At 66.2% G+C, this 11515-nt stretch carries 14 protein-coding genes and 1 pseudogene; 4 read left to right on the top strand and 11 right to left on the bottom strand.

What is annotated here, in order from left to right:
- Positions 1–623: 623 nt before the first annotated feature.
- A pseudogene (locus tag JNK99_RS03980) lies at positions 624–880 on the top strand (NAD(P)H-dependent oxidoreductase); the annotation flags it as partial.
- Here the strand turns inward: JNK99_RS03980 and JNK99_RS03975 are convergent.
- Genes JNK99_RS03975 through JNK99_RS03930 form a run of 10 tightly spaced genes read right to left on the bottom strand, consistent with a single transcriptional unit; the run spans position 870 to position 8996 of the window.
- The gene (locus JNK99_RS03975; RefSeq protein ID WP_291848939.1) at positions 870–1313 is read right to left on the bottom strand and encodes a nuclear transport factor 2 family protein; all 444 of its coding nucleotides are present in this window, start codon (positions 1311–1313) and stop codon (positions 870–872) included. The pseudogene JNK99_RS03980 and the gene JNK99_RS03975 overlap by 11 nt on opposite strands.
- A gap of 1 nt (position 1314) precedes the next feature.
- Positions 1315–2070, bottom strand: coding sequence for an SDR family NAD(P)-dependent oxidoreductase (locus JNK99_RS03970; RefSeq protein ID WP_291848936.1), 756 nt, complete (start codon positions 2068–2070; stop codon positions 1315–1317).
- Complete coding sequence (locus tag JNK99_RS03965) at positions 2067–2588, bottom strand: DUF3833 domain-containing protein (protein WP_291848934.1); 522 nt, start codon at positions 2586–2588, stop codon at positions 2067–2069. Before JNK99_RS03965 ends, JNK99_RS03970 begins: the two co-directional genes overlap by 4 nt.
- Before the next feature lies 1 nt (position 2589).
- On the bottom strand, positions 2590–3807 hold the full coding sequence (locus tag JNK99_RS03960; RefSeq protein ID WP_291848931.1) for an MFS transporter: 1218 nt from the start codon (positions 3805–3807) through the stop codon (positions 2590–2592).
- Between the two features lie 4 nt (positions 3808–3811).
- Entirely contained in the window at positions 3812–4273 is a 462-nt protein-coding gene (locus JNK99_RS03955) for a chalcone isomerase family protein (protein WP_291848928.1), read from the bottom strand.
- Positions 4274–4322: 49 nt separating this feature from the next.
- The gene (locus JNK99_RS03950; RefSeq protein WP_291848925.1) at positions 4323–5507 is read right to left on the bottom strand and encodes a cyclopropane-fatty-acyl-phospholipid synthase family protein; all 1185 of its coding nucleotides are present in this window, start codon (positions 5505–5507) and stop codon (positions 4323–4325) included.
- Positions 5504–6277, bottom strand: a complete 774-nt coding sequence (locus tag JNK99_RS03945) for a DUF1365 domain-containing protein (protein ID WP_291848922.1) — start codon at positions 6275–6277, stop codon at positions 5504–5506. The genes JNK99_RS03950 and JNK99_RS03945 overlap by 4 nt, the downstream gene beginning before the upstream one ends.
- 7 nt (positions 6278–6284) lie before the next feature.
- Positions 6285–7595, bottom strand: coding sequence for an FAD-dependent oxidoreductase (locus tag JNK99_RS03940; protein WP_291848918.1), 1311 nt, complete (start codon positions 7593–7595; stop codon positions 6285–6287).
- 9 nt (positions 7596–7604) lie between these two features.
- Complete coding sequence (folE2, locus tag JNK99_RS03935; RefSeq protein WP_291848915.1) at positions 7605–8405, bottom strand: GTP cyclohydrolase FolE2; 801 nt, start codon at positions 8403–8405, stop codon at positions 7605–7607.
- 33 nt (positions 8406–8438) lie between these two features.
- Positions 8439–8996 (bottom strand): glutathione peroxidase, encoded by a 558-nt coding sequence (locus JNK99_RS03930; protein WP_291848912.1) that lies wholly within the window; start codon positions 8994–8996, stop codon positions 8439–8441.
- A 107-nt stretch (positions 8997–9103) separates the two neighbouring features.
- Here JNK99_RS03930 and JNK99_RS03925 point away from each other — a divergent pair, with 107 nt between their 5' ends.
- The 3 genes from JNK99_RS03925 to JNK99_RS03915 all read left to right on the top strand — a co-directional run bounded on the left by JNK99_RS03925 (position 9104) and on the right by JNK99_RS03915 (position 11414).
- On the top strand, positions 9104–10012 hold the full coding sequence (locus JNK99_RS03925) for a MerR family transcriptional regulator (RefSeq protein WP_291848909.1): 909 nt from the start codon (positions 9104–9106) through the stop codon (positions 10010–10012).
- Positions 10013–10096: 84 nt separating this feature from the next.
- Positions 10097–10597: an adenylyltransferase/cytidyltransferase family protein gene (locus tag JNK99_RS03920; protein WP_291848906.1), complete on the top strand. Its 501-nt coding sequence runs from the start codon at positions 10097–10099 to the stop codon at positions 10595–10597.
- 13 nt (positions 10598–10610) lie between these two features.
- Complete coding sequence (locus JNK99_RS03915; RefSeq protein WP_291848903.1) at positions 10611–11414, top strand: sensor domain-containing diguanylate cyclase; 804 nt, start codon at positions 10611–10613, stop codon at positions 11412–11414.
- On the opposite strand, the gene JNK99_RS03910 is transcribed toward JNK99_RS03915, so the two are convergent.
- On the bottom strand, positions 11342–11515 hold a 174-nt coding region (locus tag JNK99_RS03910; RefSeq protein WP_291848941.1), incomplete at its 5' end, for a transposase. The genes JNK99_RS03915 and JNK99_RS03910 overlap by 73 nt on opposite strands.

The raw sequence follows: 11515 nt of genomic DNA, 5'->3' as shown, positions 1-11515 counted from the left end.
CACCGCTGCGCTCTCCGGCGGCAGCAATCTCGCCACCGCCCTGTCCTTGAATGCTTGTCCGTATCGTGCCAACTCGTTCTTCCATCATCGCCCCCTGTTCATCGGTTCTATCGGGGCGACAACTATTCTGACGCGGGGGGTTGGCCTGGGGTCCGCCGCTGTGGGAGATCACCGATGCCGAGCAGGGCGAGTTCGACCCGTCAGCTCAACCGGCACCGGACTACCAATTCGATCAGCGCATCGCCTGGTAAAGGCCGCACGAAGACGATCCGATCCGATCGGGCTCGTCAGGGACCGCTTGCACCCTGGGTCACCGCGGCGGCCTTGTCGGCCACCGCGGCGACCCATGGCCATCATGGCCATCCTGGTGCTGCGGTTCTGGCGGGGTTTTCAGGCTCCGTCGGCACGCTTTCCCCAAATCACGACTGCTGTCAGGGCCTAACAGAGCCTGGAACACTTGCGGAAGTGGCGTTGGGTTGGATCTCCTATCCTTAAATCGGCTGCAACTCAAACAGCAGCGCGCGCCAGGAGCGGTCGAAGCCACTGGCATCAATCAGATAGCCGAGCAGCGTGGCGTGCGCAGCCGGCGCCTCATTCCCTTTCATGGTCACCACCGCCCGGCCGCCGACGCCATCGTCTTCGCCTGCCCGGAATACAACTACTCGCTGGCGCCGGCGGCGGTATGGGGACCTCACGCTCCCAGTATCACCTGCGCCAGGTCTTCCTCAACCTGCACCTGCTGAGTAAGCCGGAGGTGTTCTCCAACGCCTTTGCCGGCGGTTTCGACGCCGATGGCAACCTGATCGACGAAAAGATCGCCGCCCTGATCGGCAGCCAGATGCAGGCGCTCGCGGAGTGGACGCGCCGGATCAGGGGCTGACGTTGGCGGCCGGCGCGGCCAGCGCACGGCGCAGGCCGCGCATCAGCATGCCGACAACGGGAAGCTTCAGGTAGAGTTCTTCGGCTGCGTCCCAGTAGTCGCGGTGGTAATTGACCTTGCCGGCGGCGTCGAATCTGAGATGGGAAACGCCGTGGATGACCTGCGTCTCGCCCCCGCCCCAGCGCGCCGCCCGAAAGCTGAAGGTCCAGATGAGCATGGCGCCGCCGTCATCGACCACTTTTTCAGTAACGATGAAGCGTGGCTCGCCGACCTGCTCGAACATGTGGGCGAAGATGCGCTGGACGGCGGCGACGCCGCGCACCTCGTTGAATGGATCCTTGAAGCAGGCATCGGCGCTGTAGAACTCGGGGAAGCGGGCGACGCTTTCCGGCGTCAGGCCATGGAAAAATTCGATCAGGGCATCGAGGTTCATGTCAGTTTCCGGTCAGGCGGCGGACCAGCGGAAAATACAGGCCGTAGGGCAGCAGCGCGAGCAACTTCATGACGCAGGTGAAACGCTTCGGGTAGTGGATCTCGAAATTGCCCGTCCGCAAGCCGTCGACCGTGGCCAGCGCCGCCGCCTCCGGGGTCAGCAGGGCGGGCATGGCAAAATCATTCCTCGCGGTGAGTTGCGTGGCGACGAAGCCGGGATTCACGACCCAGACGCCGATTCCCTGCGGCGCCAGATCGAGATGCAGGCATTCGGCGAAGTGGATCAGCGCCGCCTTGCCCGGCCCGTACGCCAGCGCCTTGGGCAGGCCGCGGTAGCCGGCGACACTGGCGACGAAGGCGATGCCGCCACCGGGCGGCAGGTCGGGCAACACCGTCGCGGCGAGGCGCATGGCAGCGTTGAAATTGACGGTAACCACCTTCTCGGCGACCGCCAGGTCGAAGTCTGCGGCGCGCATCGGCACGTAATCGCCAGCCAGGTAGATCACCAGGTCGACGCCGCTCCAGGCCGCGAGCAGGCTCCTGCGCGCGCCCGCCAGGCTGGCCGTGTCGGTGGCGTCGCAGGGTAGCAGCAAAGCCCCCTCGATGCCCAGCCCGCGCAACTTGTCTTTGCTGCGCGCGGAAAGCGCGACGCGCGCGCCGCGCCGCGCCAGTTCGCCGGCCAGCGCGGCGCCGATCCCGCTGGACGCGCCGACCAGCCAGACGCGCTTGCCGGACCAGTTGATGAGTTTCGGGTTCATCGCTTGACGAAGGTCAGCGTGACTTCGCCGAGATCGAAGCCCCACTTGCTCATGTAGGAGCGGTTCAGCATCACCTTGTCATCCATCAGGAACATCCAGTCGTCGAAATCGACGTTGTACACCTTGCCGTCGACCGGCAGCGCCAGCACATAACGCCAGCGCAGGGCATTGCCGGCAACCTCGCCGATCGCCTCGCCGACGACATCGTCGGCCGTGCCGCGAAAGGTGCCATCCGCCTGCTTCGTCAGAGTCCACACGCGGCGCGAAGTGGTGCCGTCCGACCAGCTGAAATGCTCGTCGAGGACGCCGGTATCGCCCGTCCACCGGGCGTCGATGACGACATGGAAGCGCTTCTGCACCTCGCCGCCCCGCCCTTGGAAGATGCCCCAGGCTTCGAGCGTGCCGTTCAGGTAGGTCTTGAGGTCGAGGGTCGGCCGTTCGGCGCGGTACTGCTCGACCCCCTTCGAGGCGCAGGCGGTCAGGCCAAGGGCGAAGGCAATGACGAGGAGGAATTTCATGTCAGATCTCCAGGGAATGGCGCCAGCGCCAGAGCAGCGCTCCGGCCAGCGCCTTGAAAGCCAGGGGCAACAGGGCATAGGCGAAAGTCAGCGAAGACAATCCGTCGCCACCGCTCGGCTCGTAGCCGAGCAGGGCGAGGAGCGGCAGGGCCAGCCCGGCAGCCAGGGCCAGGTTGAGCTTGGCAACGAAGTTCCAGACACCGAAGCAGGCACCGGCCTGCCCCTGCCGCTCGCCGAGATCGGCGGCGATGGCGGCGGGCAGGGCCAGGTCGGCACCGAGCGCCAGCCCGGAAGCGACGCAGATCGCGGCGAAGGGCCAGAGGTCGCCGGCGCCGAGAAGGCTGGCGCCGGCGAAGGCGATGATCGACAGGCCCACGGCCGCCAGCCAGGCATGAACACGCCCGAAGCGCGCCGACAGGTTGACCCAGAGCGGCAGCGAGGCGGCGCCGGCGACGAAATACAGCGCCAGCAGCGGGCCGCTCGCCCGCTCTAGTTCCAGCACGTCGGCGACGAAGAAGAGGAACAGCGTGGCCGGCAGGGCGGCGGCGATGCCATTGGCGACGAAGACGCCGAGCAGGCGGCGGAAGGCACTGTCGTTGATGACCAGGCGCAGGCTGGGCAGCAGCGGCTGTCGCGGCGCATGCACCGGCTGGCCGGCGCCGACCCGGCTGAAGGTCGTGACCGCCGCGATCAGCAGCAACGGCGGCAGGACCCAGGAGAGGCGCCTGATCCCTTCGCCGAGATCGCTGGCCAGCAACGCCGGCAGAGCGGCGGCGAGGACGACGCCGACCAGCCCGAAGCCCTCGCGGGCCGCGGTCAACCGCGTGCGCTGGGCGGAAGTGCTGCCGACATCTGCACCCCAGGCCTGGTAGGCGACCGAGGCGGCCGAAAAGCCGAGGTAGGTCAGCGCCAGCGAGCCGGCCAGCCAGAGTGCCACGTGGTCGACCGGCGGGTTGAGCAGGGCGACGAAGCCGGCGGCGAAGGGCACGAGGGCCAGCGCCACCATGGTCGGGCGCGGCACGCGATCGGCAAGCCAGCCCAGCCACGGATCGATCCCGGCATCGAGCAGCCGCGTGCCGAGCAGGATGGCGCCGAGCAGTGCGAGTTCCAGCCCGGCCACCTCGGCATAGAAGCGCGGCACATGGACATAGATCGGCAGCGCCGCGAAGGCCAGCGGCAGACCGAGCAAGCCGTAGGCGAGAGTGCGGCCGGCGGCCATCGCCTCACGAGCCCTGGCGCTTGAGCAGCGCGGCGCGCAGATCGGGAGCGCTGGTTCTGGAATCGAGCCAGATGGCGAAGAAGGCCCGGGCAAAGTCGGGATCGTCGATCGACCCGATGCTGCGGTCGTTGAAGTAGAAGTGCGCGGCATCGGGCATCTGCACGCCGACGATATGGTCGCCGGGCCGGACATCGGGAAAGATCACGACCATCCGTTCGCCCCAGCCCTTGAGTCGCGCCTCGTCGGCAACGCCGAGATTGCGGATCTCCTTGACGCTGGCTTCGGCGATGTCGCGCCCGCTGATATTCCGCTTGTAGGTCAGCTTGAGCGCCAGCGGCGGACGCAGCGGATCGTCACCACCGGCCCACAGTGCCGCCTCGTAGACCAGGAAGCCGAAGCGGCGGAATTCGCCGCTGCCCCAGCGCCGCAAGCCGGCCGTGGGTGTCTCGGTCGCCGGTCCGGTCATGGCGAAGCTCGCCAGCGGGGATGCGGCGAGGGCCAGCAACAGGCGGCGCCTAGTGATGAGTGAGTTCGAAATGGACGACATCGATGCTCCCGGCGAGGAAACCGGCCTCGCAGTAACCGAGATAAAGACGCCATAGGCGGCGGAACTGCTCGTCAAAACCGAGCGCGGCGATCTGCGGCCAGTTGGCCTCGAAGGCGCGGCGCCATTCGCCCAGGGTGCGCGCGTAGTCGGCGCCAAACGCGTATTCGCCGCGCACCGCCAGGCCCTGTTTTGCCGCGGCGGCGCGGAATGCCGGGCGCGACGGCAGCATGCCGCCTGGAAACACGTATTGCTGGATGAAGTCGGTGCCCTTGCGGTAGTCGGCGAACAGGTCGTCGCGGATCGTGATGCTCTGGACCACCGCCCGGCCGCCCGGCTTGAGCGCCCGCGCGACGGTGCGGAAGTAGGTCGGCCACCAGCGCTCGCCGACGGCCTCGAACATTTCGATCGAAACGATGTGGTCGAACTGCTCGCGCGTGTCGCGGTAGTCCTGCAGCCGGAGATCGGCTTGCGGCACCCGCTTTCGCGCCCATTCGAGCTGTGCCGGCGAGAGGGTCAGGCCGGTGAGCTGCAGTCCTTCCGCGACCGCGAGTTCTGCGAAGCCGCCCCAGCCGCAGCCGATTTCGAGGACGCTCTGCCCCCGACCGGCCTGCAGGCGGCGCAGGATGCGGCGGTACTTGGCGCGCTGGGCGGTTTCCAGGTCGCCGCCGTCGTTCGCGCGGTAGAGGGCCGCCGAATAGCTCATGGTGGGGTCGAGCCACAACCGGTAGAAATCGTTGCCGAGATCGTAGTGGGCCATGATGTTGCGTTTGCTGCCGGCCCGGCTGTTTCCGTTCAGCCAGTGGCGCACGCGCGCCGCGAGCAGGTTGCGCCACGAACCGTAGACCGCCTTCCTGAGCACGTCCCGGTTGCGGGTCAGCAGCGTCAGCAATCCCGTGATGTCGGGCGAATCCCAGTGGCCGTCGAGATAGGCCTCGGCCAGCCCGATGTCGCCGCGCGCCAGCACCTGGCCGAACATCGCTTCGTCACGCACCTGCAGGGTGACGCCATGCTTGCCCGACCCGAACAGGCGGCGCGAGCCGTCGGGCAGGCGCACTTCGAGCATCCCGCCGGCAATCCGCTCGAGGAGCGCGAGAACCAGGCGGGTAGCGGGCGCCGGACTGTCGCCGCCACGCATAATCATCGTGTTGTTCATTTGGCTGATTCCTGAAGGGGTTGATGTTGATGGGAAGAACGCGCACCGACGAAAGGCACGCCCTTGATCCAGAGCCGGAGCGCCTGCCAGTGGATGCGGAAGACGATGCCGGTGGTCAGCAGGGGCATGCGCAGCAAGGCGCCGAGCAGGGCGCGTGTGGACCAGGCCGTCGATTTGCCCGAGACCGAAGTCAGCAGCAGCTCGCCTTCGGCATCGTCGTAGTCGATGCGGACGACAGGACACTTGCGCTCGACAAAGAAGCGGAAGCGGTAGCCGCCTTCGACCTCGCAGAACGGCGAGACGTGGAACGCTTTGCTCGCCGTGACCGTCTGCCCCTCGCGCAACGGTGCGCCGTCGGGGTTATGCAACATGTAGGAGTGGCGGCCGCCGAAGGTATTGCTGACTTCGGCGAGGACGGCGATCAGCTCGCCGTCGCGGTTGCGGCAGAACCAGAAACTCACCGGATTGAAGACGAAGCCGAACACCCGCGGGAAGCACTGCAGCATGACCTCGCCATCGTCGGGCAAGCCGTGGCGGCGCAACTGCGAGCGGATCCACGGCAACAGCGGCGAGCCGTCGCGCGGCCCGTGATCCTTCTGGTGGAAACTGAGCAGGTTGTTGCGGTCGACCGAGAAAAGCGGGCCATTTGCAGCCGCCAGGTCGGCCACCGGCAACTGGACGAAAAAGACCGGATAGGTGAAGGCATTGACCACCGGGCGCAGGCGCCGGTGCATCACCTGGCCGATCAGAAGACGGGCGTTGGCAGGCATGGCGACCTCAGGCGCTCGCCAGTTCGCGGACGGGCATCGCGGCCTCGCCCTGCCACGGAGCGTGGATACCCATGGCGTTGGCGACGCGCAGCGCCGACTTGAGGCCGTCTTCGTGGAACCCGTAGCTGCCCCAGGCACCCGCCAGCCAGATCCCGCCCTCGCCCTGCACCTCGGCAAGCTGCTGATGGGCGGCGATGGCGGGACCGTCGAAGATCGGGTGGGCGTAGTCGAATTCGGCGATGACCGTGGCCGGATCTGGCTCGCGCGCCGGGTTCAGCGTGACGACGACCGACGTCGCGAAGGGCAGCGGCTGCAGGCGGTTGATCAGGTAGGAAACCGCCACCGGTTGCGTCCCCGGTGTTCCGCTGCCGGCAGCGTAGTTCCAGGCCGACCACAGTTTCTGGTCGCGCGGCAGCAGGGCGCGGTCGGTGTGCAGGACGGCGCGGTTGGACTGATAGCGGATCGCCGCCAGCACTTCGCGCTGCGCGTCGCTGGCGGTGAACCCGAGGATGGCGAGCGCCTGATCACTGTGGCAGGCCATCACCACTTGGTCGAAATGCTCGCTGCCGCCGCCGTGGGTCACGCGCAGTCCGGTGGCCTCGCGGGTCACGGCGCGCACCGGGCAGGCGAGGCGGATATCGTCGAGCTGGTCGGCGATCCGTCGCACGTACTCGCGGCCGCCGCCCTTGACGGTGCGCCACAGCGGGCGGTCGAAAACCTGCAGCAGGCCGTGGTTCTGGCAGAAGCGGACAAACGTGGCGAGCGGTGTATCGAGCATCTGTCCTGTCGGGCAGGACCAGATGGCGGCGGCCATCGGCAGCAGGTACCACTCGGAGAGCGCCGTGGAATAGCGGCCGGCGCTCAGGAAATCACGAAGGCTGCGCTGGTTGTCGGGGTGCGAGAGCAGCCAGGCGACACTTTCGCGGTTGAAACGCAGGATGTCGGAGAGCATGCTCCAGAACTGCGGGCGCACCAGGTTGCGCTTCTGTCCGAAGACGGTGGCGAGGTTGCTGCCCGACCATTCGATGTCGGGGTTCTCCAGGCTGACCGCGAAGGACATTTCGGTCTCGACGCTGTCGACACCGAGCAGGGCGAACAGCGCGATCAGGTTCGGGTAGGTCTTTTCGTTGAAGACGAGGAAACCGGTGTCGACCGGGTGCGTCCTGCCTTCGAGCGTGACATCGACGGTGTTGGTGTGACCGCCGAGGTAATTGCCGGACTCGAACAGGGTCACCTCGTGCCGGCGACCGAGCAGCCAGGCGGTGGCGAGACCGGAGATGCCGGCGCCGACGACGGCGATGCGTTGTTTGTCGCTCATGACAATCACCTATTCGTTGGCGCCGCAGAGTTCGGCGTAGGCGGAATGGTTGTGGATCGACTCGAAGTTCTCCGAGGCGACCTTCCACTCGGCGATTCGCGGTTCGCTCATCAGGCGCAGCGCGATGTCGCGCACCAGATCCTCGACGAACTTCGGGTTGTCGTAGGCGCGTTCGGTCACCCATTTTTCGTCGGGGCGCTTGAGCAGGCCGAAGACTTCGCACGACGCCTCTTCCTCGGCCAGGCGGACGAGTTCCTCGATCGCCATCGGCGCGCGTAGCTTCGCCTCCAGCGTGAGGTGCGAGCGCTGGTTGTGGGCGCCATAGTCGGAGATCTTCTTGGAGCACGGGCAGAGGCTGGTCACCGCCGCCGTCACGCGCAGCGCCAGCGCGGCGTGCTGCCCTTCCGGACGGTCGATGATCAGCGTCGCGTCGTAGTCGAGCAGGCTTTCGACGCCCGACACCGGCGCCGTCTTGCGGATGAAGTAGGGGAAACTCATCTCGATGCGGCCGCTCGTCGCGTCCAGGCGCAGGAGCATGTCCGCGAGCAGCGCGAACGCGCCATCCTGAGTCAATGCGCCGCTGCGGCCTTCGAGCAATTCGACGAAGCGCGACATGTGGGTCCCCTTGACTTCGGGCGGCAGGCCGACGGTCATGGTCAGGTTGGCGACGGTATTCAGCACCTCGCCACTGGCGGTTTCCAGTTGCAGCGGGTAGCGCAGTCCCTTGACGCCGACGTTTTGGATTGCCAGGCGGCGTGTGTCGGCGGCCGACTGGACGTCGGGCAGGAAGAAGTGTTCGGGTGCGTTCATGACATTGGCTCCTTGAGGGTTGGGGCGGTCGTTTTATTTGAGGAATTCGTCGATCTTCTTCAGCAGATCCCGGTCGTCCGGCTTGGTGAAGCTGGTGTAGGCGACGATCTGCGACGCATCGCGGTTGATCAGATACTTGTGGAAGTTCCACTTCGGCTTGCTGCCGGTGATTTCCGCCAGCTTGAGATGGAAGGGGTTGGCGTCCTTCCCCTTGACCGTCGTCTTGGCGACCATCGGAAACTCGACCCCGTAAGTCAGGCGGCAGAAGTCGGCGATCTCCTTGTCGCTGCCTGGCTCCTGCTCGCCGAAGTCGTTGGACGGAAAGCCGAGGACGACCAGACCCTTGTCCTTCAGCCGGGCATAGAGCTTCTCCAGCCCGTCGTATTGCGATGTGAATCCGCAGAAACTCGCCGTATTGACCACCAGGATGACTCTGCCGGCGTACTGGCAGAGCGGCATCGGCTTTCCGTCCTGCAATGCGGGAAAGGTGTGGTTGAGCAAGGGCGGGCATGCGGCGGCGGAAGCCACCGGTACGACCCCCAACGTCAGCAGTCCCGCGACCAGCATGGAGCGCTTCAATTCTTTGACCATGTTCAACCTTTCGTAATTTTGTTCTGGACAAACTTCCTGCTTGTCTATACGATAGGCATCGAAATCCGAAATGTCAACTGTTTGTCTAAGATTTGTTCAGGACAATTATGAATAATCCGAGATTCAACATTGCCGCCGTCGAACGCGACACTGGCCTGTCCAAGGACGTATTGCGCGTCTGGGAGCGCCGCTACGGCTTTCCCGTCCCCGGTCGCGACGACCACGGCGAACGCATCTACCCGGCCGAGCAGGTCGAACGCCTGCGGCTGGTCAAGCGCCTGATGGATGCCGGGCACCGGCCCGGAAAGCTGCTGGCCACCCCCATCGACGAGCTGAACGCGTTGGCCCCGCGACGTCCGGAACCCCCGGGGGCGGCCTCCGGCGCCGGCGTGGCCGCGGAACTCGGCGACCTGATGTCCCTGATCAAGCAGCATGACAGCGTGGCCTACCAGCAAGCGATGCAGCAGCGGCTCGCCCGCCAGGGGCTGGAACGGTTTGTCCAGGACACCGTCGCCCCGTTCACCCGCCTCGTCGGCGCCGCCTGGGAGGAAGGCAGCATCGAGGTCTTCGAGGAGCATCTGTTCACCGAACTGACCAAGCGCCTCCTGCGCCAGGCGATCGCCACCCTGCCCGGCGGCAAGCGCAGCCCGTGCATCGTCCTCACCAGTGTGCCGGACGAGCCGCACGTCCTCGGCTTGCTGATGGCCGAAGCCCTGTTCGCACTGGAAGGCGCCGAGTGCATCCCGCTCGGCACGCAGATGCCGCTGCTCGAAATCGCCCGCGCAGCAGCCGCCCATCGGGCCGACATCGTCGCCCTTTCGTTCTCCGTCGCCTTCCCGAAACGCCAGATTCCCGGCCTGCTGCAGCAGTTGCGCGCGGTCCTGCCAATGGGTGTGGCACTGTGGGCCGGTGGTGGCGGCGTCAAGCGCCTCCCCGAGGTTACGGGTGTGGAACTGCTCGCCTCGCTCGAGCATTCGCTTGTGGCGCTCGAAGCTTGGCGACGGACACAGGCGTAACCCTCGCCGCAGGCGAAAGCCCCGGTCGCGCGAAAGACCCTATAGAATGGAAGCCTTTCCGATGCCGCACGCGACCTGGTCGAAGTGGACTATCCCGCACCCGAATTCGAAGCGAAAATCTGCCCTCCGCAGCAGTTGGCCGCGCGCGTCGCCGACCTGGCGCGCCCTCTGGTATTCACCAATGGCTGCTTCGATATCGTGCACCGCGGCCATGTCACCTATCTGGCGCAGGCGGCGCGCCTTGGCAGCAGCATGGTGGTTGCGCTCAACACCGATGCCTCGGTGAGGCGCCAGGGCAAGAGCGACGAGAGGCCGGTGAATACGCTGGCTGACCGCCTGGCGGTAATCGCCGCGCTCGGCTGCGTCTCGTTGGTCACCTGGTTCGACGAGGACACGCCGCTGCAGCGGATCGTCGAATGCCGTCCGGAAATCCTCGTCAAGGGCGGCGACTGGCCGCCGGAGAGAATCGTCGGCAGCAGGGAAGTGGCCGACTGGGGTGGAACGGTGCATTCGATCCCGTTCATCCATGAACGGTCCACGACGGCGCTGCTGGACAGGGTGCGCCACACCCAGCCATTGCGGTGACCCACTGACGACCATGTTCCGCGCGACACCGGCCGAAAATCTCCTGCAGGCACATGAGCGCGCCAAGGTATTTCTCGTCATCGGCATCCCGATCATGGCTGCTTACGGCATTGCCGCTTTGCGCAGCGGAACCTGGCATCTGCTGGCGCTGATTGTCGTCAACGTCGTTGTCATCTGCGCAAGCTATGCCGCATTGCTGCGCGGCCATCACCGGACATGGATGGTCCGCCCCGGCATGGCAACGTACGCGGCGCTGGTCCTCTATCTGGTCGCGCATTCTGGCGAGGAGCACAGCCATGCCCTGTGGTTCTTCGCGTTCCCGGTGGTCTCGGTGATGCTTCTGCCGCCGCGCGAGGGCGTTGTCTGGTCAGGCCTGGGCATCGCCATCGCCGCCGCCATCATGCTCCTCGGCGGCCCCGAAACAGGAACCAGCGCCTACTCCGTGGCCTTCGCCGCCCGCTTCGCGATCACCGCCATCCTGATCACCGGCGGCATGTTCTGGTGGGAGGTCGCGCTGCGCCGTTACCAGGAAGAAACGAGCGCGCAGAGGAGCGCCATCGAGGCCGACCTGCGCGTGCTGGCCTCGACCGACGCCCTGACCGGCCTCATCAACCGGCGCGCCTTCATGGAACGCTTCGCGCAGGAATTGTTGCGCAGCCAGCGCCACGGTTCCGCACCGACACTGCTCATCCTCGACATCGATCACTTCAAGAAGATCAACGACCGGCATGGCTGGCATGCCAATCAGACGGTCACGGCGGACAGGCTGACGACGGAATTGTCGCCGACGCCGGCCAAGGTTTCCAGCGTCATGTAGCGACGCGGTAGCGCCCACGCATCGTTCTGCTCGAGCAACAAGGCACCGACCAGGCGATAGATGGCCGCTTCGTTGGGGAAGATGCCGACCACGTCGGTACG

Origin of the sequence: Accumulibacter sp. (genome assembly GCF_016789985.1) — a bacterium.
In the GTDB taxonomy this organism is placed as follows: Bacteria; Pseudomonadota; Gammaproteobacteria; order Burkholderiales; family Rhodocyclaceae; genus Accumulibacter.
This window is presented reverse-complemented; position numbering and strand designations above follow the sequence as displayed.

Coding starts and splice junctions, on each gene's coding strand:
- JNK99_RS03915 (WP_291848903.1), top strand. CDS start 10,611: ATGTTCCGCGCGACACCGGCCGAAAATCTCCTGCAGGCACATGAGCGC.
- JNK99_RS03970 (WP_291848936.1), bottom strand. CDS start 2,070: ATGAACCCGAAACTCATCAACTGGTCCGGCAAGCGCGTCTGGCTGGTC.
- JNK99_RS03950 (WP_291848925.1), bottom strand. CDS start 5,507: ATGAACAACACGATGATTATGCGTGGCGGCGACAGTCCGGCGCCCGCT.
- JNK99_RS03925 (WP_291848909.1), top strand. CDS start 9,104: ATGAATAATCCGAGATTCAACATTGCCGCCGTCGAACGCGACACTGGC.
- JNK99_RS03975 (WP_291848939.1), bottom strand. CDS start 1,313: ATGAACCTCGATGCCCTGATCGAATTTTTCCATGGCCTGACGCCGGAA.
- JNK99_RS03945 (WP_291848922.1), bottom strand. CDS start 6,277: ATGCCTGCCAACGCCCGTCTTCTGATCGGCCAGGTGATGCACCGGCGC.
- JNK99_RS03930 (WP_291848912.1), bottom strand. CDS start 8,996: ATGGTCAAAGAATTGAAGCGCTCCATGCTGGTCGCGGGACTGCTGACG.
- JNK99_RS03960 (WP_291848931.1), bottom strand. CDS start 3,807: ATGGCCGCCGGCCGCACTCTCGCCTACGGCTTGCTCGGTCTGCCGCTG.
- JNK99_RS03965 (WP_291848934.1), bottom strand. CDS start 2,588: ATGAAATTCCTCCTCGTCATTGCCTTCGCCCTTGGCCTGACCGCCTGC.
- folE2 (WP_291848915.1), bottom strand. CDS start 8,405: ATGAACGCACCCGAACACTTCTTCCTGCCCGACGTCCAGTCGGCCGCC.
- JNK99_RS03940 (WP_291848918.1), bottom strand. CDS start 7,595: ATGAGCGACAAACAACGCATCGCCGTCGTCGGCGCCGGCATCTCCGGT.
- JNK99_RS03955 (WP_291848928.1), bottom strand. CDS start 4,273: ATGACCGGACCGGCGACCGAGACACCCACGGCCGGCTTGCGGCGCTGG.